We start from the raw sequence: 21,299 nt of genomic DNA on the forward strand, positions 1-21,299 counted from the left end.
CGACGGTACCCCGCAGACGTGATAACGTGTGGTCTGACCACAGTGGTCTGACCACAGGAGACGTCATGGCAGACGATCAGCGCGCCTGGGAGAGCGTCCTCTCCCACCTCGAGCGCGCCCTGCTCGACGGATCGCTCGCCCCCGGCGACCGCCTCCCCGGCGAGCGTGCGCTCGCGGCCGAGCTCGGCGTCGGGCGCTCGAGCGTGCGCGAGGCCATCCGCGTGCTCGAGGTGCTCGGCCTGGTCCGCACGGCGACCGGCTCGGGCCCCTCGTCGGGCGCGATCATCGTCGCGGTTCCCGGCGGCGGGATGTCGGCCCTCATGCGGCTGCAGCTCGCGGCCAGCGGGTTCCCCGTGTCCGACATCGTCGACACGCGTCTCGTGCTGGAGACGCACGTCGCGCGCCATCTCGCGCGCATCTCCCCCGACCTCTCGGCCGCGACGTCGCTCCTCGACGCGATGGACGAGCCCTCGCTCTCGGAGGCCGAGTTCCTCGCGCTCGATCAGCAGTTCCATCTCTCGCTCGCCGAGGCCTCGGGCAACCAGGTCATCACGGCGACGATGGCGGGCCTCCGATCGGCGATCGAGTCCTATGTGACCGCGGGAGCGCACGCGGTCGGCGACTGGACCGCGACCTGCGCGCGGCTCCGCGATGAGCATCGCGGCATCCTCGCGGCGATCGCCGACTCCGACGAGGACGCCGCGGCCACGGCCATCCGCGACCACATCACGACCTACTACGACCAGATCACCACGGAGAGGGAGCAGAATGCTCAAGCGCCAGCTGCCCAACCCCGCTGAGCTCCTCGAGCTCATGCAGTTCAAGAAGCCCGACCTCAACGGCAAGCGACGCCGTCTCGAGGCGGCGCTCACGACGTACGACCTGCGCGCGATCGCCAAGCGCCGCACACCGGCGGCCGCGTTCGACTACACCGACGGCGCCGCCGAGGGAGAGCTCTCGATCGCGCGCGCCCGCCAGGCCTTCGAGGACATCGAGTTCCACCCCGACATCCTCCGGCCGGCCGAGCACGTCGACACGTCGACGACCATCCTCGGCGGGCCGAGCGCGCTCCCATTCGGCATCGCGCCCACCGGGTTCACGCGCCTCATGCAGACCGAGGGCGAGTACGCGGGCGCGGGCGCCGCCGCCGCCGCGGGCATCCCGTTCACGCTGTCCACGCTCGGCACGACCTCGATCGAGGACGTCAAGGCGACGAACCCGAATGGCCGCAACTGGTTCCAGCTCTACGTCATGCGCCAGCGCGAGATCTCGTACGGCCTCGTCGAGCGCGCCGCCAAGGCCGGGTTCGACACCCTCATGTTCACGGTCGACACCCCGGTCGCGGGCGCCCGCCTGCGCGACAAGCGCAACGGCTTCTCGATCCCCCCGCAGCTCTCCCTCGGCACGATCGTGAACGCCATCCCGCGCCCGTGGTGGTGGTTCGACTTCCTCACGATGCCCAAGCTCGAGTTCGCGTCGCTCTCGTCGACGGGCGGCACGGTCGGCGACCTGCTCAACGCCGCGATGGACCCGACCATCTCGTACGACGACCTCGACATCATCCGCTCGATGTGGCCCGGCAAGCTCGTCGTGAAGGGCGTGCAGAACGTGCCGGACGCCAAGCGCCTCGTCGACCTCGGCGTCGACGGCATCGTGCTGTCCAACCACGGCGGCCGTCAGCTCGACCGCGCCCCCGTGCCGTTCCACCTCCTGCCGAACGTCGTGCGCGAGGTCGGCTCCGACGCGACCGTGATGATCGACACGGGCATCATGAACGGCGCCGACATCGTCGCCTCGGTCGCGCTCGGGGCGAAGTTCACGCTCGTCGGCCGCGCGTACCTCTACGGGCTCATGGCCGGCGGCCGTGCGGGCGTCGACCGCATGATCGCGATCCTGCGGACCGAGATCGAGCGCACCATGGCACTCCTCGGCGTCTCCACCCTCGAGGAGCTCGAGCCGCGCCACGTGACGCAGCTCAGCCGCCTCGTGCCGGTCGCCCCCGCGCACGTCGCGGCGGCCGAGGCCGCCGCCGCGCGTGCCTGACCTCGAACGGAAGGGGCGTCGGGATCGGTCCCGGCGCCCCTTCCGCGCGCTACCGTGAAGGCATGGCGAAGGCGATCCAGCACACCGAGCTCGGCGGCCCCGAGGTCCTGACGCTCGCAGACGTCCCCGATCCCGTCCCCGGACCCGGCGAGGTCGCCATCCGGGTCGAGGCGGCCGGCGTGAACCCCGTCGAGTGGAAGCTCAGGACGGGGCTGCGCCCCACTCCGCCGATCACCGAGCCCCGCCGCGTCGGCAGCGACGGCGCCGGCCACATCACCGCGGTCGGCGCGGACGTCGACGGCTTCCGCGTCGGCGACCCGGTCGCGTTCACGGGCGCACAGGGTGCCTACGCGACGGATGTCGTCGCACCGGCCGATCACGTGTTCGCGCGCCCCGCAGGCGTCAGGGCCGCACAGGGCGCAGCGCTCGGCATCCCGATCGGGACGGCGTACCAGGCCCTGCGCTCGCTCGGCGTGCGCGCCGACGACACGCTCCTCGTGCACGGCGGCTCCGGCGCCGTCGGACAGGCGGTCATCCAGTTCGCCGTGCTCGCCGGCGCACGCGTCATCGCCACGACGAGCGACGCGCGGGCCGACCGCGTGCGCGGGCTCGGCGGCGAGCCGGTCGCGTACGGGCCGGGCCTCGTCGACCGTGTGCGCGCGCTCGCCCCGCACGGTCCGACCGTGATCCTCGACGCCGTCGGCACCGACGAGGCGCTGCACGCGTCACTCGAGCTCCTCGACGACCGCACGCGGATCGCCACGCTCGTGCAGGGCGCGAAGGCCGACGCGCTCGGCATCCGCGCCTTCAGCGGAGGCTCGCCTCGGCCGCTCACGCCGCAGCAGGAGGCCTGGCGTCTGGAAGCCGTGCCGGTCGCGCTCGCGCTCCTGGCCGCCGGGCGGTTCAGCGTCGAGATCGGCGAAGCGCTCCCGCTCGCCGAGGCGCCGCAGGCGCATCGGCTCGTCGAGGAGGGCGCGAACGGCAAGGTGCTGCTCATCCCCTGACCCGGCGCGGCATTCCCGCGCCGAAACACGGCGTCATACGGATTCCGGGCGACCCCCTGCGGGTCGACAGAATGGCCGCATGACACAGGCCGAGCCGACGGCGGGATTCGCCACGACCCAGCTCCACGCGGGCTACGTGCCGGGCACACCCGAGTTCACGGTGCTCCCTCCCGTGTACCAGTCCTCGGCCTACGCCTTCTCGTCGCTCACCGAGGCGCGCGAGAAGTTCGCGCTGCGCGAGAAGGGCTACATCTACAGCCGCAACAACAACCCGACGCAGGCCGTGCTCGAGCAGCGCCTCGCGCGTCTCGAGGGCGGCGTGGCCGCCGCGGCCGTCGCCTCGGGCCAGGCCGCGGTCGCGCTCGCGACGCTCGCCCTGCTGGGGCGCGGTGGCCACATCGTCGCGGCGAGTCAGCTGTACGGGGGCACGGTCGACCTCTTCGACGACACCTTCCGCGACTTCGGCCTCGACGTCACGTTCGTCGACCAGGACGACCTCGACGGATGGCGCCGCGCGGTCCGTCCGAGCACGCGCGCGTTCTTCGCCGAGTCGGTCGCGAACCCGATCGCGCAGGTGCTCGACATCTCGGCGGTCGCCGACATCGCCCACGAGGCCGGCGTGCCCCTCGTGATCGACAACACGGTCGCGACGCCGTTCCTCCTCCGCCCCCGCGACTTCGGCGCCGACATCGTCGTGCACTCCGCGACGAAGTTCATCGGCGGACACGGCTCGTCGCTCGGCGGCGTCGTGGTCGACCTCGGCACGTTCGACTTCTCCGCCGAGCCCGAGAAGTGGCCCGGCCTCTTCGTGCCGCACTGGCGCTACGGCGACGTCTCGCTCTGGGAGGCCTTCGGGCACGAGCGCGCCTTCACGACCCTCGTGAAGTCGAAGTTCGTCGGCGATCTGGGCCCCGCGCTCTCCCCCTTCAACGCGTTCCAGCTCATCCAGGGGCTCGAGACCCTCGACCTGCGCGTGAGCCGCCACGTCGCGAACGCGAAGGCCGTCGCGGCCTTCCTCGACGCCCATCCGTCGGTCGGCGTCGTCTTCCACCCGTCGATCGAGACGAATCCGTGGCGGGCGCGCGCCGAGACGTACCTCCCGAAGGGCTCGCCGAGCGTGTTCGCGTTCGAGCTCGCGCCGAGCGACGAGGACACGTTCGACCGCGTGGAGCGGGTGATCGACGCCCTGCGGACGATCCGCCTCGTGGCGAACATCGGCGATGCGCGCACGATCGTCGCGCACCCCGCCTCGATGACGCACAACCACATGACGCCCGATCAGCTCGCGGCCGCCGGCATCTCGCAGGGCACCATCCGCATCTCGGTCGGCCTCGAGGAGGCCGCCGACATCATCGCCGACCTCGACCAGGCTCTCGCCCGCGCCTAACGCCCTCGTCCGCGCAGCCGGTCGCAGCCCGTCGCACTGCGTTGCCCGTCGCACTGCCCGTCCCGCGCAGCCCGGTCGAGCGCAGGACTTTCCGTCCGGAGCAGGACCATCCGCGCGTTCGCGTCCTGCAGCCGCGCGATTCTCCTGCTGTGGCGACGGCACCGGCCGTGCCGCCGCACCGAGAAACCGGTTCCTCGCGTAGAGTGTGTGCCGAGCAAGGGAGCACCCATGACCACGCTGACCGGCAGAGCCGCCGTCTCGACCGACCGTCCGCACAAGCTCGCGCGCATCGCGGACCTCCTCGACCGGCGCGGCGCGACCGCCCTCCGGCTGACATCCGGCGCGAGCCTGTCCTGGCTGCTCGACGGGGCGCGCACCTCGGTCCCGCTCGGCGGTCCGCCCGTCTTCTCGGCGGTGGTCCGCGTCGACGGCGAGATCGTCGTGACCGCCCCGCGCAACGAGGCCGAGCGTCTCGCGGAGGAGGAGATCGGCGGCGCCGAGATCCGCCCCGTCGACTGGTTCGCGCCCCTCGCGCCGCCCGTCGACGGCGTCGTCGACGAGGCCGAGCTCGAGGTCGAGCTGCGCGCGGCGCGCGCGAGCCTTCTCCCGGTCGAGCACGAGCGCTACCGGCGTCTCGGCGCCGACGCCGCGCGCGCGACGACCGAGGTGCTCGCCGAGGCGTCTCCCGAGATGTCGGAGTTCGAGCTCGCCGGGCGACTCGCGCACGCCATCCTCGCCCGCGGCGCCGAGCCGGCGGTCGTGCTCGCCGCGGGAGCCGCCCGGGGCGGGGTGCAGCACCCGCTGCCGACGGCGGCCCCGCTCGGCGACCGCGCGATGGCGGTCGCGACCGCGAAGCGCGACGGCCTCCACGTGAGCCTCACGCGCTGGGTGCGCTTCCGCGGATCCGAGCCGGATGGCGCACCGCGGGTCCTCGAGGTCGAGGCCGATGCCTGGGCGGCGACGCGCGCGGGCCGCGCGCTCGGCGACGTGCTCGACGACATCGCCGCGAGCTACCGGCGCCATGGCTTCGGCGAGGACGGCTGGCTGCGCCACCACCAGGGCGGGCCGACGGGATACGCGGGACGCGACCCCAAGGCCGCGCCCGCGCTCCGCGACCGCGTGGTGGAGAACCAGGCCTTCGCCTGGAACCCCTGGGCCCCGGGGGTGAAGGTCGAGGACACCGTCGTGCTCGATGGCGCGGGCGGCGTCGAGGTCCTGAGCGCTGACCCCGCCTGGCCCCGCATCGACGTGCGCGGCGTCGCGCGTCCCGCGACGCTCGAGGTCGGATGACCGGCTGGACGACGGCATCCGCGCACGGCTTCGCACGTCTACCGCCTGCCGACCCCGGAGGACGGCTGACGGGACGATCGCCCGACGGCGGATACGCTCGAAACCATGACGGCCAAGCTGCGCATCTCGGATGTCGCGAAGCACGCGGGAGTGTCGCCGGCGACCGTGTCGCGGGTCATGAACGGCAACCCGAAGGTCGACCCGGCTCTCGTCCAGCGCGTGCAGGACGCGGCGGCCGAGCTCGGGTACACCGCGAGCCCCCTCGCGCGAAGCCTCGCCCTCGGGAAGACCCAGACGGTCGCGGTGCTCGTGCCCGACCTCGGGAACCCGACCTTCCAGGCCATCCTGCGCACGCTGAGCCGGGCCGCGGCGGGCGACGGCTACCACGTGCTCGTCGCCGACTCCGCCGAGGTCGCGGCCGACGAGGCGGCGCTCGCGCTGCAGGCCCGCCGGCGCACCGACGGCATCGTGCTCGTCGCGCCGCGCATGCCCGACGATGAGCTCGCCGCGGCACTGCCGCGTCTCGCTCCCGCCGTGCTCGTGAACCGCGGAGGGGACGGCGCCCCCGTCGTCGCGGCCGACTACGGCCGCGGCCTCCGCGAGATCATCGAGCACCTCCGGATGCTCGGCCACCGTCGCCTGCTCTACCTCGCGGGCGTCCCGGGCAGCGCGTCGAACGCGCGGCGCGTCGCGGCGATCGCCGAGGCGAGGGCCGCCCATCCGGATCTCGACATCGCCGAGGCACCCTGCGGGACGGGCTTCGCCGACGGCTCCGCGGCGGTCGCGACCGTGCGCGCCCACGAGGCCACGGCGGTTCTCGCCTACAACGACCTCGTCGCGATGGGCCTCCTCAGCGCACTCCACGAAGAGGGCGTTGCGGTCCCGCACGAGGTGTCCGTGACGGGCTTCGACGACATCCCGTTCGCACGCTACACGACACCGCCTCTCACGACCGCGAGCGTTCCGACCGATCGGATGGGCGAGCTCGCCTGGAGCGCGATGCGGGCGCTTCTCGAGGACGACGCGGCCGCGCCGCCCGTCGTGCTCGCGCCGACGCTCGCCGTGCGCGGCAGCACCGCCCCTCCGCCCGCTTCCTGAGCCGCACGCTGGCCTCCGCAGGCGACCTCGTGGTATCGTGAGAAACCGCTTTCTCAGGAAGGGACTCACCGATGAGCCAACTCCGGTACGCCGTCGTCGGAACCGGCCACCGCGCCCAGATGTATGTCGACGCGATCACCGACACCTACGCCGACCGGGCGGCGCTCGTCGCGCTGTGCGAGCCCAACCCGGTCCGCGCCGACGTGTACGCGCAGCGGGTCGCAGGCAAGGGACTGCCGACGCCGAGCGTCTGGACGCCCGACCGCCTCGAGGACATGATCCGCGACGAGCGCATCGAGCGGGTCGTCATCTGCTCTCGCGACGACACGCACGCCGAGATGATCGTGCGCTCGCTCGAGGCGGGCGTCGACGTCGTCGTGGAGAAGCCGCTCACGATCGACGCCCCGAGCGCCGCGCGCATCGAGGAGGCGGTCGCGCGCACGGGCCGCCAGGTCGTCATCACCTTCAACTACCGCTACTCCCCGCGCAACAGCGCGCTGCGCGAGGTCGTGCGGTCGGGTCGGATCGGGCGGGTCACGTCGATCGACTTCTCCTGGATGCTCGACACGAAGCACGGCGCAGACTACTTCCGCCGCTGGCACCGCGAGAAGGCGCATTCGGGCGGGCTCCTCGTGCACAAGTCGAGCCACCACTTCGATCTCGTCAACTGGTGGATCGCGAGCGAGCCGCGGCGCGTGTTCGCCTCGGGCGGTCTGCGCTTCTACGGTGCACAGAACGCGGCCGCGCGCGGGCTCGGCGAGCGACCCGAGCGCGGCACGCACGAGGGCGCGCACGATCCGTTCGAGCTCGACCTGCGCGAGGACCCGCGTCTGAAGACCCTGTACCTCGAGGCCGAGCAGCACGACGGCTACGTGCGCGACCGCGACGTCTTCAGCGACGGCATCACGATCGAGGACAACCTCGCTCTCGTCGTGGACTACGCGTCGGGAGCCACGCTCGGCTACTCCCTCAACGCCCATGCGCCGTGGGAGGGCTATCGCGTCGCGATCAACGGCACCGAGGGCCGCGCCGAGCTCGAGGTCGTCGAGCGCGGATCCCTCGTGCCCGACGAGGGGCTCCATCCCGTGCTCGACCCGAGCGCGGTCGACGCGGAGACGTCGGTCCTGCGCCCGAGCGGCGAGCGCCTCATCGTGCAGCGGCACTGGGAGGAGCCCGTCGAGATCGAGATCCGCCGGTCGGGCGAGGGGGGCCACGGGGGCGGCGACGCCCTGCTCCTCTCCGACGTCTTCGTCGGCCCCGGCGACGACCCGCTCGGGCGGCCTGCCGACTGGAGCGACGGCATCCGCTCGATCGCCGTCGGGATCGCCGGGAACCGCTCGCTCGAGACGGGACTCCCCGTGCGCGTGTCCGACCTGGGCATCGCGCTGCTCGCCGAGGACCGGCCGTGAGCCGCATCCTCGTGACCGGCGGCGCGGGGCGCCTCGGCCGCACGCTCGTCGCGGGCCTCGCGGCCGCGGGCCACGACCTCGTGTCGGTCGACCGGCAGGTCTCCGACGCCCCCGAGCTCGCGGGCGTCGAGCAGGTCGCCGCCGACCTCAGCGCCCCCGGCGCGGCGGCCGACGCGATCGCGCAGGCGCGCCCCGACGCCCTCATCCACCTCGCGGCGATCGCCGTCCCGTTCAGCGCTCCCGAGGACGTCATCATGCGCGCGAACGCGGGACTCGCGGTGTCGGTGATGGGAGCCGCGGCGGCGGCGGCCGGCGTCGGGAGGATCGTCGCGGCGTCGAGCCCGACCGTGCTCGGCTACGGCGCTCCGACGGGCTGGACTCCCGAGCGGCTTCCGCTCGACGAGGACACGCCCCCGCTCCCCTGGAACGCGTACGCGCTGTCGAAGCTCATCATCGAGCAGTCCATCGGCATGCTGCGTCGTCAGACCGGCGACGCCATCCGCTATGCGGCCTTCCGCCCCTGCTACGTCATCGCCCCCGAGGAGTGGGCGGGCGCGCCCACGCAGCAGGGCCACACCGTCCGCGAACGGCTCGACGACCCGGCGCTGTCGGCCCCCGCGCTGTTCAACTACGTCGATGCGCGCGATGTGTCCCGCTTCGCCGACACGCTGCTCGCGGCCATGGGCGACATCCCGAACGGCGAGGTGTTCTTCGTCGGCGCCGACGACGCCCTCGCGCGCGAGCCGCTCTGCGAGCTCCTCCCGCGCTTCCACCCGGGCACGGCCCGCGCGGCCGCCGAGCTCACGGGCACCGCTCCGGCGTTCTCGAACGCCAAGGCGCGGCGCCTGCTCGGGTGGAGCCCCCAGCACGCGTGGCGCGACGAGCTCGGCGAGCGCGTCGCGGTGTCCGCATCCCCTCGACAGGAGAACCGCCTTGACTGACCTCGCCATCCCCGACCGCGTCCTGTTCTTCCCCGTGACCGCCTTCGATGCGCACGACAGGGTCGACGCCGACCTCGTCGAGCAGCACGTCGCGGGCGCTCTCGCCCACGAGCCGGGCGCCGTGTTCGCCGCGTGCGGCACGGGCGAGTTCCACACCCTGTCACTCGAGGACGTGCGCGCGGCCGTCACGGCCGCCGTGCGCGCGACGGCAGGACGCGTGCCCGTCATCGCGGGAGCCGGCGGCCCGCTCGGCCACGCGGTCGCCTGCGCGCGCATCGCGGCGGAGGCCGGCGCCGACGGCCTGCTCGTCATGCCCCCGTACCTCGTCGGCGCACCGCAGGAGGGCCTCATCGCGTACGTCGAGCAGATCGCCGCGGCGAGCGACCTCCCCGTGATCGTCTACCACCGCGCGAACGCGCAGTTCTCCCCCGGGTCGGTCGCGCGCCTCCTGCAGAACCCGCGCGTCGTCGGCATCAAGGACGGCACGGGCGACGTCGCGCTCGCACAGCAGTTCGTGCTCGAGGCGGCCCGCGCCGAGCGCGACGTGCTCTTCTTCAACGGGCTGCTCACGGCCGAGCTGTCGCAGGCGGCGTACACCGCGATCGGCGTGCCGATGTACTCCTCCGCCGTCTTCGCGATGCTGCCGGAGGTGGCCGTCGCGTTCTTCTCCGCGCACCGCTCGGGCGACACCGCGCGACAGCGCGCGCTCCTCGAGGGCTTCTACGCGCCTCTCGTCGCGCTCCGAGACGAGACGCCCGGCTTCGCCGTCTCGCTCATCAAGGCCGGCGTGCGGCTCTCCGGCCTCGACGTCGGCTCCGTGCGCGCGCCGCTCATCGACCCGAACCCGGATCAGCTCGCGCGCCTCGCGGCCCTCCTCGAACGCGGGCGGGAGCTCGCCGCGTGACGACCATCCGCTCGCTCACGGCGCGCCTCGAGCGCGTGCCGCTCGTGCGCCCGTGGGCGGCCGACGTCAGGAGCGTCGGCGTCATCGCCACGACCGTCGTCCGCTCGGACGGCGCCCGCGGATGGGGCTTCTCGTGGACGCCGCAGATCGGCGCCGAGGCGGTGCTCGCGATGCTCGAGCACGACATCGCTCCGGCCGCGATCGGCCGCCTCGCAGACCCGACGCGGACGTGGGATGAGCTGTGGCGGAACCTGCACGAGGCCGGAGGCGGCGGCATCACGACGATCGCGCTCGCAGGGCTCGACCTCGCCCTGTGGGACGCCGAGGGCCGCGCTCACGGTGCCCCGCTCTCGACGCTCATCGGCCGCCGTCGCGACAGCGTGACGGCGTACGGCAGCGGCGTGAACCTGCACTACACGCAGGACGAGCTCGTCGCGCAGGTGCGCCGCTGGGTCGATGCCGGCTTCGACGCCGTGAAGATCAAGGTCGGCCGGCCCGACCCCGCCGAGGACGCCGACCGCGTCGCCGCCGTGCGCGAGGTGCTCGGACCCGACCGCGGCCTCATGATCGACGCGAACCAGCGGTGGGATCTCGACCGCGCGACCGCCGCGATGGAGCTGCTCGCCCCGTTCGCGCCCGCATGGATCGAGGAGCCGCTGCGCGCCGACGACCTCGCGGGTCATGTCGAGCTGTCGCGGCGCATCCCGACGCCGATCGCGGTGGGCGAGAACCTGCACACCGTGCATCGATTCGAGGAGTTCCTCGCGAGCGGGGCCATCCGCTTCGCGCAGCCGAACGTCGTGCGCGTGGGCGGCATCACGCCCTTCCTCCGGATCGTCGAGCGCGCGCACGCGCACGGCGTGCAGGTGCATCCGCACCTGCTGCCCGAGCTGTCGGGGCAGCTCGCGCTCACGCTCCCGGGCGACCCGCTCGCGGAGGACGTCGAGGACGCCGGCTTCGGCGATCTCGGGGCCCTCGCCGATCCCAGCCCGGTGCGCATCGCAGACGGGCGCCTCACGGAGGCGCCGCACCTCGGCCTCGGCCTGCGCTTCCGCTACCATCCCGATCTGGAGGTCGCCTCATGACCACGACACCCGACCAGCTCGACGAGATCGTCGCCCGCGCGCGCACCGCGTTCCCCGCATGGCGGGACGCCGACGCGGCCACCCGCGCGCGCTGGCTGCGCGCGCTCGCCGACGCGCTCGACGCGGCCGCGGACGAGCTCGTCGAGATCGCCGACAGCGAGACGCGGCTCGGCGGCACGCGCCTGCGCGGCGAGGTCGCCCGCACGACCGGGCAGCTGCGCCTCTTCGCGGGCGTCGTCGAGGAGGGCTCCTACCTCGAGCTCACCGTCGACGACGCCGACCCCTCGGCCACGCCGCCTCGGCCCGAGCTGCGCCGTCTGCTCGTGCCGCTCGGCGTGGTCGCGGTGTTCTCGGCGTCGAACTTCCCGTTCGCGTTCTCGGTCTGCGGCGGCGACACGGCATCGGCCCTGGCCGCCGGGAATCCCGTCGTCGTGAAGGCCCACTCCGGGCACCCCGAGCTCTCGCGGCGCACCGCGCAGATCGCCGCCGCCGCGCTCGAGGCCGCGGGGGCGCCGAGCGGCTCCCTCGCGCTCGTCGAGGGGCGCGCGGCGGGGAACGCGCTCGTGGTGCATCCGGCAGTGCGCGCCGCCGGCTTCACGGGCTCGGTCGCCGGAGGGCGCGCGCTGTTCGACCTCGCCTCCGGACGACCCGACCCGATCCCCTTCTACGGAGAGCTCGGCAGCCTCAATCCCGTCGTCGTCACGCGAGGCGCGGCAGCCGCCCGCCGCGACGAGCTCGCCGCAGGGCTCGTCGGCTCGTTCACGCTGGGCTCCGGTCAGTTCTGCACGAAGCCCGGCGTCGTGTTCGTGCCGCGCGGAGCGGGCTTCGAGGACGCCGTCGCGGCGCAGGTCGCCGACGCGCACGGCGGGCCTCTCCTCACCGACCGCATCACCGAGGCCTTCCCCGAGGGCGTCGACCGGCTCGCCGCCGACCCGTCCGCGACGGTGATCGCGCACGGCGCCGCATCGGATGGCGCGCGCCCGGTCGTCATCGCGACGGACGCCGCCGCGATCGCCGAGCGCCCCGACGTGCTCCTCGAGGAGGTCTTCGGCCCCGCGACCCTCCTCGTCGCGTACGACGACGAGGAGCAACTGCTCCGGGCGATCGCGGCCGTCCCCGGCAGCCTCACGGCGACCCTGCATGCGGAGGAGGACGAGGAGGTCGACGCCCTCGTCGACGCGCTCACGGCGGTCGCCGGGCGCGTGCTGTTCGCAGGCTGGCCGACGGGCGTCGCGGTCACGTGGTCGCAGCACCACGGCGGACCGTGGCCCGCGACGACCTCGCTGCACACCTCGGTCGGAGCCACGGCCATCCGGCGATTCCTGCGCCCCGTGGCGTACCAGGATGCGCCGCAGCGCCTTCTGCCCGCGCCCCTGCGCGACGAGGCGCTCGCGCGACTGCCGCATCGCCGCAACGGCGGGCTCGTCGTCCCGCGCGGCTGAGGGCCGCGGAGCCGGGGCGGCGCGGGGCGGGGACGGGACGGGTCGGGGGCGCGTTTCGGGCTCGCCGCGTTTCGGTCCCGCGGCGACCGCCGCCCCTCAGGCGAGCGGATCGGCGAGCAGCGGAGCGAACGCGGCCTCGGCGGCGCCGATGAGGAGACGGTCCTCGGCGAGCGCCGCAGGACGGATGTCGAGCGCCTCGGCAGGCGCCGCGAGAGCATGACGCCGGACGGCCTCGTCGAACCCCTCGGGGTCGGCCGCGACGATCATGCCGAGGAACCCGCCGAGGACGATGGCCGACGGGTTCAGCACGTTGACCGCATTCGCGAGCGCGGTCGCGAGGATGCGCCGCTGCCGGGCGACCTCGTCGACGACTCCGGGAGCGGACGACTCGGCGAGCGCGGCGGCGAGGGTCGGGTCGTCGGCCGAGGACAGGCCGAGGGCCGCGAGGAGCCGCGCCCTGCTCACCTCGTCCTCGAGCACGCCGCCGGGCGTCGCGCGGTCGGCTCCGTCGAGGATGCCCGGCGTGTTCTGCCCCCACTCCCCCGCGTAGCCGCCTGCGCCGGCGATCACCCGCCCATCGAGGATGAGCCCGCCGCCGATGCCGCTCGCACCGCCGTTGAGGTAGACGACGTCGTGGTGCCCCTCTGCCGCCCCGAACAGGTGCTCGGCCCGCGCGCCGAGGGTCGCGTCGTTGCCGACGACGACCGGCAGCCCCACGCGATCGGCGATGAGGGCCCCGACGGCCGCATCGCGCCAGCCGAGGTGCGGAGCGAGACGCACGACGCCGTCGTCCGCGCGGACGAGACCCGGCACGGCCACCCCGACCCCGACCATCCGCACGTCGCGCAGAGAGCCCTCTCGCCATCCGCTCACGATCCGCGCGATGGCGTCGGCCGTCTCCTCAGGGGTGAGCAGGTGGTCGACCTCCTCGCGGGCGCGAGCGCGCACGGTGCCGTCGAGGGCGATCGCGCCGATCTCGAGCGCGTCCACCTCGGGGTTCGCCGCGATCGCGACGACATCGGCGCTGGGCGCGACGATCGGCGACGGACGGCCCACGCGCCGCGTGGGGTCCGGCTCGCGTTCGACGACGAGGCCGGCGTCGACGAGCGCGCCCACGAGGTCGGCGACCGTCGAGCGGTTGAGGCCCGTCGCGGCCGTGATGCGGGCGCGCGACTGAGCGCCCTCCTCGTGCACGAGCCGCAGCACCTCGCCGAGGTTGCGGCGCCGCACGCCCTCGACGCTCATCGCCCGTTCCGCCATCGCGATCCCCTCGCCATTTGTCGTTCCGATCACGATATCCGGGTCCCGCGGCGCGCGCGGTGCGGCGTGCCGGGCGGCGCGCTCTGCCCTCGCGCGGATCGGCGGCGCCGGGCGGTGGCCATCCCCTCCGGATGGCCACAGCCCCGGCACCGCGGGCGCTCAGCTGACGGGTGCCTCAGCCCGCTCGAGGGCGTCGACGCGCACCTCGACGAGCCGGGGGTCCGCGGCCGTCACCTCGTGCACGTCGCCCGTGAGCACGACGGTCGCGCGCGCGGTCGCGTCGCCCGGGAGCGTCCGCTCGACCCGCGCCCGCGTGCTGCTGATCGAGCCGTCGCCGTCGGCGCGGACAGACGATGCCTCGGCGTGAGCCGCGACCCACAGCTCGACGTCGCCGGGCTCGACGACGCGGACGAGACGGCGGTCGCTGAACGCGAAGCGCTGAGCGGGCACGTCGAACACGACGCGCGCGGACGCGCCAGGCTCGAGCGCGACGCGCGCGAAGCCGAGCAGCTGCGCCACGGGGCGCGCGATCGACCCGACGACGTCGCGCCCGTAGAGCTGGACGACGTCGACCCCTGCGCGCTCGCCCGTGTTCGTGACGGTCACGGCCGCGCGGATCAGGCCGTCCGTCGGCGCCGCGGCGTCGACCTCGAGGTCGGCGTACGCGAACGTGGTCCCGGTCAGGCCGAAGCCGAACGGACGCAGCGGCGTCGAGTCGGTCGACGTCACGTCGGACGGGCCGCCCAGACGCGGGTGCAGATAGCGGTACGGCTGCGCACCGGTCGAGCGCGGAAGCGACACCGGCAGACGTCCCGACGGGGCTGACGCCCCCGTGAGGATGTCGGCGATCGCGAGCCCGCCGCCCTCTCCGGGGAAGAACGCCTGGAGGACAGCGGCGGGCGCGGTCTCCGCGTCGAGCGCCCACTCGATCGCATACGGACGGCCGGTGAGGAGCACGAGCACGACGGGCGTGCCGGTCGCGACCGCGGCCTCGACGAGCGCGCGCTGGGGGCCCGGCAGGTCGAGCGACTCGACGTCGTTGCCCTCGCCGACCGTGCCGCGCCCGAACAGTCCGGCCTGATCGCCCGCGACGACGACCGCGACATCGGCCGAGCGCACGAGCTCGACGGCCTCCGCGAAGCCCGAGCGGTCATCGCCCTCGACCTCGCAGCCGCGCGCGTGCACGATCTCCGCCTGCGGGAGCGCCGCGGCGAGAGCCTCGCGCACCGTGGGGATCTCGAATCCGAGCGGATGGTCGGGGTGATGCGCGAGGACGTGGTTCGCGAACGAGTAGCAGCCCTGCAGCGCTTCGGCGCGGTCGGCGTTGGGGCCGATCACGGCGACGCGGCGCGCGGCGGCGGGAAGCGGCACCGCTCCCTCGTCGCGGAGGAGGACGAGCGACTCCGCGGCGAGTCGCCGGGCGATCGCGCGGTGTCGCGGCGAGTCCACGTCGATCTCGACGGGCGGCTCGTCCGAGAAGGCGTCCTCGTCGAGGAGGCCCAGCTCCTCCTTCTGCGCGAGCACCCGCAGCACGGCGCGGTCGACGAAGCGGATGTCGATCCCGCCCGACCGCACCTGCTCGGCCAGCGGCGCGAGATAGGCGTCGCCCGCGGGCAGCTCGACGTCGATGCCGGCCCGGAGCGCCTGGACGGCGGCTTCGCCGCGGTCAGCCGCGACGCCCTGCATGACCTCGAGGAACGCGACCGAGAAGTAGTCCGAGACGACGACGCCGTCGAAGCCGAGCTCGTCCCGCAGGACGGTCGTGAGCAGTCCGAGATGCGCCGCGACGGGCTCGCCGTCGATGTCGGTGTAGCTGTTCATCACCGATCGGGCGCCGCCGTCGCGGAGCGCCATCTCGAACGGGGGCAGGTAGACGTCGGCGAGCTCTCGCGGCCCCGCCGAGACGGGGGCGTGATTGCGCCCCGCCTTCGACGCCGAGTAGCCGAGGAAGTGCTTGAGCGTCGCATGCACGCCCGCGCTCTGCAGGCCGCGCACGTAGGCGGTGCCGACCGTGCCGACGAGGTACGGATCCTCGGCGATGCACTCGTCGACGCGCCCCCAGCGCGGGTCGGCGATGACGTCGAGCACGGGCGCGAGCCCCTGGTGGATCCCGAGCTCGCGCATCGTGTCGCCGATCGCGGCGCCCATCTCGGCGACGAGGTCGGGATCGAACGACGCGCCCCACGCGAGCGGCGTCGGGAAGGTCGCGGCCTTCCACGCGGCGAGCCCGGTGAGGCACTCCTCGTGGACGATCGCGGGGATCCCGAGGCGGGTCTCGGCCTTCAGCCGCCGCTGCTCCGCCCACAGCCACGCGGCGCGCTGGGCCGGGTCGACGGGCCGCGTGCCGTACACGCGCGTGTAGTGGCCGATGCCGTCGCGCGTGATCTCGGCGAGAGTCGCTCCCGCATCGTCGCCGGCCATCTCGCCCTGCATCGGCGCCACGACCTCGCCTCCGCGGTCGAGCCAGTAGCCGACGAGCTGGGCGAGCTTCTCCTCGAGCGTCATGCGCTCGAGGAGAGCGCTCACGCGCTCGGACACGACGGGCAGAGGGGGCAGTTCGGTCATGGCGTTCCCTGCGGATCCGGGGGCGGTCATCCCTTGACCGCCCCGCTGAGGCCGCCGACGATGCGGCGTTCGAAGAGGCTGAAGAAGATGAGCGCGGGCAGCATCGACAGCGACGTGAACGCGAGCACGCGCGCCGTGTCGACGGAGTACTGCGACGCGAAGTTCTGCACGCCGAGGGGCAGCGTGAAGAGGTTCGGGTCGCTCAGGATGAACAGCGGCAGCATGTACCCGTTCCACGACCCGATGAAGGCGAGGATGCCCGTCGTGATGACGCCGGGGAGGCTCAGCGGCAGCACCATCCGGAAGAAGAAGCCGAGTCGGCTCGCCCCGTCGATGGAGGCCGCCTCCTCGATCTCCGCGGGGATGGCCCGCAGGAACGGCACGAGGATGATGATCGTCGTCGGGAGGGCGAAGGCGATCTGCGGCAGGATGACGCCGAGCAGGCTGTTCGTCAGGCCCAGGCTGCGCACGAGCAGGTAGAGCGGCGTGATCGCGACCGTGACGGGGAACATGAGTCCCGCGGCGAAGAGCGCGTACAGCGCGCCCTTCCCCATGAAGTCGTAGCGCGCGATGACGTAGCTCGCCATGAGCCCGAGGGCGACCACACCCGCGGTCGTGGCGAGGGCCGTGATGGTCGAGCTCGCCATGGCCTGCCAGAAGGTGCCGCTCGCGAGCACCTCGGTGTAGTTCGTCACGACCCACGGGGCGGGGAAGCCCGATGGGTCGGCGGTGATCTGCGAGTTCGTGCGGAAGCCGCCGAGCACGATGTAGAGGACCGGCCCCATGCAGATGGCGATGAGGACGACCGCGCAGAGGTAGGTGATCGCGCGGCTGCCGTCGCCGGGGCAGCGTGCGATGCCGCTTTCGACGCGGCGCCGCCGGCGTGCCGACGGCACGACGAGGAGGGTGGTCGAGCTCACTTCCTCCGCTCCTTCCCGCCCGTGAGGGCGCCTTCCGTGTCGCGTCGCAGCACGAAGCGCTGGTAGACGAGCGCGACCACGAGCGAGATGACGAACAGCACGACGGCGACCGCGTTGCCGAAGCCGTAGTTGCCCGCCATGTGGCCGTTGAGGTACATGTACGTCGCCATGGTCGAGGTGCCGGCCGTCGCGGAGACGTACTGGCCCCAGATGATGTTGACGAGGTCGAACAGCTGCAGCGATCCGATGATCGACAGGAACGCCCAGATGCGGATGGTCGGCCCGAGCAGCGGCAGGGTGATCCGCAGCTGGATCTGCCAGAACGACGCGCCGTCGATCGCGGCGGCCTCGTACAGCTCCTCGGGGATGCCCTGCAGGCCGGCGAGCATGAGGATGACCGCGAAGCCGATGTACTTCCACGTGATGATGAGGATGAGCGTCCACATCGCGAGCGCCGGATCGGCGATCCACGACGCCCCCTCGATGCCGAGCTTCCCGAGCAGGCTGTTGACCGCGCCCGCGTCCTGGAGCATGAGGCTCCATCCGGTTCCGACCACCACCTCGGCGATGACGTACGGGACGAAGATGAGGACGCGGATGATCGACCGCCCGCGGATCCGCTGGTTGAGCAGGAGGGCGAACAGGATGGCCAGGGGCCCCTGCAGCACGAGCGACGCGATCACGATGACGCCGTTGTGGATCACGGCGTCGCGGAACGTCGGGTCCTGCAGGATCGTGATGTAGTTCTGCAGCCCGATGAAGTTCGTGGGCGGGCCGAACCCCTTCCAGCTGAAGAAGCCGTAGTAGGCCGCCATCAGCACGGGGAAGATGACGAACGCGAGGAAGACGACGACCGCCGGACCGGCGAGGAGCGCGATCTCGCCGCGCTTGCGCCAGTCCGCGGCGCCGCGGCGCGCTCGGGCGGGCCGCCCGGCGGCCGACGCGGGAGCGTCGGCCACCGGGGGCACCTCGATGAGGGAGGAGCTCATGACGTTCCTCAGCCGCGCGCCGCCGCGCCCTCGACGGCCTCGACGATGCCCTCGGGCGAGCCGTTGCCGGAGAGCAGCTCGACGACCGCCGTGTTGAGCGCGTTGCCGACGCTCTGGCCGAGCAGCGTGTCGAGCCACACCGTGACGTACGCGGCCTCGTTGTAGGCCTCCATGAGCGGCTGCAGGGCCGGGTCGGTGACCGCGCCCTGAGCGGCCTTCGAGGCGGGGATGGTCTGGTACGCCTCGGCGTACTTCTCCTGCCACTCCTGCGACGCGATGAAGTTGAGGAAGTCCTCGCAGGCCGACGGCGAGTCGACCGAGCACGAGTAGCCGTCGACGCCGCCCATCATGGCCGTCGGGTCGCCGTCGCCGCCGTCGACCGCCGGGAAGGGGAACCAGCTCAGGTCTGCGAGGGGCTTCTGGTCGGGGGTGAGCGAGGCGATGACGCCCACGTCCCAGCCGCCCATGAGCTCCATGGCCGCCTGGTGGTTGGCGAGCAGGCCCGCCGACGAGCCGGCGCCCTGCTGCGCCGAGGTCGTCAGGTAGCCCTCGTTGAACGGCTGGGTCTCGGCGAAGTCGGCGAGGTCCTCGCCCGCGGCCAGCCAGCAGTCGTCCGAGAAGTCGAGCGTCGTCGCGATCTCCGACATGACCTCCTGGCTGCACTCGCGCAGCGCGAAGAAGTAGTACCAGTGCGCGGCCGGCCAGGCGTCCATCGCGCCGAGCGCGATCGGGGCGACGCCCGTCTCCTTGAGCTTCTCGGTCGCGTCGACGAGCTCGTCCATCGTGCCGGCCGGCTCGACGCCCGCGTCGGCGAAGAGGTCCTGGCTGTAGAAGATGCCGCCGGGCAGCACCGCCGTGGGGACGCCGTAGGTCGCGCCGTCGATCGTGAAGGCATCGAACACGCCGTCGCCGTAGTCGGCGCGGACCTCGTCCGAGATGAGGTCGGAGAGGTCCTTGACCGCTCCGGCCTCGACGACATCCGCGAGCTTGCCGCCGCCGCGCGCCATGAAGAGGTCGGGCATGTCGCCCGAGTTCACGGCAGTCTGCAGGCGGCCATCCATGTCCTCGTTCTGGATCGACTGGACGTCGATCGTGACCCCTTCGTTCTCGGCCTCGAACGCGGCGGCCGCGTCCTCCCAGTACTGCTTGCCGGGTCCGGTGGTCGAGTTGTGCCAGAGCGTCATCGTGACGTCCCCGTCGTCCCCGCCGCCGCTGCCGCCCGCGCAGCCCGTCAGGGCCACCGCGCCGGCGACGGCTGCGATCGTCAGGATCCTGTGTGCTCTCATCGCGTCTCTCCTCGTCCTCGAGTGGGAACATCCCGGGCATCCGTCGGACATCGACGGTCGCCCCGCGAAGACGAGAATGTCATCGCTCACGACAAATTGTCAATCGTTATCGACATCGTTTTCGATAACGATTGAAACACGGCCGTGTCCGACCGCGATCCGGGGCCGTCCGGCAGTAGCGTTGACGCGTGACGTTCCCCCCGACCCCGGAGGCCGCGCCGAGCGGCCGCGCGACCATCCATGATGTCGCGCGTGTGGCCGGCGTGTCGGTGTCGACCGTCTCGAAGGTGATCAACGGGCGGTACGGCGTCTCGGCCAAGACCTCGGCGCACGTGCTGCGCGTGGTCACGGAGCTCGGCTACGAGTCGTCGCTCATCGCCGCCTCGCTCCGGCGCGGCCGCACGCACGTCATCGGCGTGCTCGTCGCGGAGTTTGAGCCCTTCGCGCTCTCTCTTCTCGAGGGGATCTCGGAGGCCCTGCAGGGCACGGGCTACGATCTGCTCTCGTACGCGGGAAGCCTCTCGGGGCCGACCGAGGGGCAGCATGAGGGCTGGGAGCGCCGCTCCCTCTCCCGCCTGGGCGGCACGCTCATCGACGGCGCCATCATCGTGACGCCGACCGTCGAGGCGCCATCCGCCAGCGTGCCGGTCGTCGCGATCGACCCGCACACCGGCCCCGCGGGCGCGACGACCGTCGACAGCGACAACCTCGAAGGGGCGATCGCCGCGACCCGTCATCTCATCGAGCTCGGCCACAGGCGGATCGCGCACGTCCGCGGTCGCCGCGACCTGGAGTCCGCCCGCCTGCGCGAGGAGGGTTACCGGACGGCCCTCGCGGAGGCCGGCATCGCGTTCGACCCCGCGCTCGTGGTCGACGGCGGGTATCGATCCGAGGAGTCGACACCTGCCGCCGAGCAGCTCCTGTCGCTCGCCGACCCGCCGACGGCCGTGTTCGCGGCGAACGATCTCTCGGCCATCCGCACGATCGAGATCGCACGCGCGCGCGGGATCTCCGTCCCCGACGACCTGTCGGTCGTCGGCTTCGACGACATCCCCGCCGCCGCCTCGCATGAGCCGCCGCTGACGACCATCCGGCAGCCTCTGCGCGAGATGGGCGCCGCCGCCGTGCGGATCCTGCTCGGCAAGCTCGACGGCGGCGATGACGCGAGCGACGCCCATGTCCGGATGCCCGCCCAGCTCGTCATCCGGGCATCCACCGCGCCCGCCCGCTAGCTCCTGCCCGCCCCTGCCCGGGTGGCAGTGACCGGCACCCCGGTTGCATGTCTCACTTGGTGTGGGAAAGAGGCGCCGTATCCCGCGGCATCTGAGACACGCGGGCGCCACCCCGGTTGCATGTCTCACTTGGCGTGGGAACCGGGCGCCGTATCCCGCGGAACATGAGACACGCGGGCGCCACCCCGGTTGCATGTCTCGCTCGACGTGGGAAAGAGGCGCCCATACCCACCGCACGTGAGACATGCGGGCCCCACCCGGCCAGCATGTCTCACTTGGTGTGGGAAAGAGACGCCCATACCCACCGCACGTGAGACATGCGAACACCGTCGCCGGGATCACTCCCTCAGCGTGTCTCACGCCGGGCGGGAAACCCGGGCGGATTCCGACCGCGTGTGAGACACGGAAGCGGGCGGGACGCCGTCGACGCCCCGCCCGCTCTCG

Annotated in this window: 17 protein-coding genes; 12 read left to right on the forward strand and 5 right to left on the reverse strand. The window is 73.0% G+C overall.

Going from position 1 to position 21,299, the window contains the following annotated elements:
• The first annotated feature begins 65 nt into the window (after positions 1–65).
• The 11 genes from M1D56_RS10845 (at position 66) to M1D56_RS10895 (ending at position 12,603) form a co-directional block, all read left to right on the forward strand.
• Entirely contained in the window at positions 66–800 is a 735-nt protein-coding gene (locus M1D56_RS10845; RefSeq protein ID WP_456283582.1) for a FadR/GntR family transcriptional regulator, read from the forward strand.
• Positions 769–2,043 (forward strand): alpha-hydroxy acid oxidase, encoded by a 1,275-nt coding sequence (locus M1D56_RS10850; RefSeq protein ID WP_282978589.1) that lies wholly within the window; start codon positions 769–771, stop codon positions 2,041–2,043. The genes M1D56_RS10845 and M1D56_RS10850 overlap by 32 nt, the downstream gene beginning before the upstream one ends.
• Before the next feature lie 62 nt (positions 2,044–2,105).
• Positions 2,106–3,047 (forward strand): quinone oxidoreductase family protein, encoded by a 942-nt coding sequence (locus M1D56_RS10855; RefSeq protein ID WP_456283583.1) that lies wholly within the window; start codon positions 2,106–2,108, stop codon positions 3,045–3,047.
• A 79-nt stretch (positions 3,048–3,126) separates the two neighbouring features.
• Positions 3,127–4,434 (forward strand): O-acetylhomoserine aminocarboxypropyltransferase/cysteine synthase family protein, encoded by a 1,308-nt coding sequence (locus M1D56_RS10860; protein WP_456283584.1) that lies wholly within the window; start codon positions 3,127–3,129, stop codon positions 4,432–4,434.
• Between the two features lie 228 nt (positions 4,435–4,662).
• Positions 4,663–5,724: a M24 family metallopeptidase gene (locus M1D56_RS10865; RefSeq protein ID WP_456283585.1), complete on the forward strand. Its 1,062-nt coding sequence runs from the start codon at positions 4,663–4,665 to the stop codon at positions 5,722–5,724.
• Between the two features lie 105 nt (positions 5,725–5,829).
• Positions 5,830–6,822 carry a LacI family DNA-binding transcriptional regulator gene (locus M1D56_RS10870; RefSeq protein ID WP_456283586.1) on the forward strand — a complete coding sequence of 331 codons (993 nt, stop codon included), beginning with the start codon at positions 5,830–5,832 and terminating at the stop codon, positions 6,820–6,822.
• Positions 6,823–6,893: 71 nt separating this feature from the next.
• The gene (locus M1D56_RS10875; protein ID WP_456283587.1) at positions 6,894–8,231 is read left to right on the forward strand and encodes a Gfo/Idh/MocA family protein; all 1,338 of its coding nucleotides are present in this window, start codon (positions 6,894–6,896) and stop codon (positions 8,229–8,231) included.
• A complete protein-coding gene (locus tag M1D56_RS10880; protein WP_456283588.1) occupies positions 8,228–9,172 on the forward strand; it encodes an NAD-dependent epimerase/dehydratase family protein in 945 nt (314 codons plus the stop codon). The genes M1D56_RS10875 and M1D56_RS10880 overlap by 4 nt, the downstream gene beginning before the upstream one ends.
• On the forward strand, positions 9,165–10,076 hold the full coding sequence (locus M1D56_RS10885; RefSeq protein WP_456283589.1) for a 5-dehydro-4-deoxyglucarate dehydratase: 912 nt from the start codon (positions 9,165–9,167) through the stop codon (positions 10,074–10,076). The genes M1D56_RS10880 and M1D56_RS10885 overlap by 8 nt, the downstream gene beginning before the upstream one ends.
• Complete coding sequence (locus M1D56_RS10890; RefSeq protein WP_456283590.1) at positions 10,073–11,161, forward strand: mandelate racemase/muconate lactonizing enzyme family protein; 1,089 nt, start codon at positions 10,073–10,075, stop codon at positions 11,159–11,161. Before M1D56_RS10885 ends, M1D56_RS10890 begins: the two co-directional genes overlap by 4 nt.
• Positions 11,158–12,603 (forward strand): aldehyde dehydrogenase (NADP(+)), encoded by a 1,446-nt coding sequence (locus M1D56_RS10895; protein ID WP_456283591.1) that lies wholly within the window; start codon positions 11,158–11,160, stop codon positions 12,601–12,603. Before M1D56_RS10890 ends, M1D56_RS10895 begins: the two co-directional genes overlap by 4 nt.
• 96 nt (positions 12,604–12,699) lie before the next feature.
• Here the strand turns inward: M1D56_RS10895 and M1D56_RS10900 are convergent, their stop codons facing one another.
• The 5 genes from M1D56_RS10900 to M1D56_RS10920 form a co-directional block, all read right to left on the reverse strand.
• Entirely contained in the window at positions 12,700–13,863 is a 1,164-nt protein-coding gene (locus tag M1D56_RS10900) for an ROK family protein (RefSeq protein ID WP_456283592.1), read from the reverse strand.
• Between the two features lie 159 nt (positions 13,864–14,022).
• Positions 14,023–16,428: a beta-xylosidase/alpha-l-arabinosidase gene (locus M1D56_RS10905; protein WP_456283593.1), complete on the reverse strand. Its 2,406-nt coding sequence runs from the start codon at positions 16,426–16,428 to the stop codon at positions 14,023–14,025.
• Positions 16,429–16,454: 26 nt separating this feature from the next.
• Positions 16,455–17,285, reverse strand: coding sequence for a carbohydrate ABC transporter permease (locus M1D56_RS10910; protein ID WP_456285235.1), 831 nt, complete (start codon positions 17,283–17,285; stop codon positions 16,455–16,457).
• Positions 17,286–17,344: 59 nt separating this feature from the next.
• Positions 17,345–18,337 carry a carbohydrate ABC transporter permease gene (locus M1D56_RS10915; RefSeq protein ID WP_456283594.1) on the reverse strand — a complete coding sequence of 331 codons (993 nt, stop codon included), beginning with the start codon at positions 18,335–18,337 and terminating at the stop codon, positions 17,345–17,347.
• 8 nt (positions 18,338–18,345) lie between these two features.
• Positions 18,346–19,623 (reverse strand): ABC transporter substrate-binding protein, encoded by a 1,278-nt coding sequence (locus M1D56_RS10920; RefSeq protein ID WP_271172765.1) that lies wholly within the window; start codon positions 19,621–19,623, stop codon positions 18,346–18,348.
• Positions 19,624–19,811: 188 nt separating this feature from the next.
• Here M1D56_RS10920 and M1D56_RS10925 point away from each other — a divergent pair, with 188 nt between their 5' ends.
• A complete protein-coding gene (locus M1D56_RS10925) occupies positions 19,812–20,855 on the forward strand; it encodes a LacI family DNA-binding transcriptional regulator (RefSeq protein ID WP_456283595.1) in 1,044 nt (347 codons plus the stop codon).
• Positions 20,856–21,299 lie beyond the last annotated feature (444 nt).

The sequence above is a fragment of the Microbacterium sp. JZ101 genome, assembly GCF_053903175.1.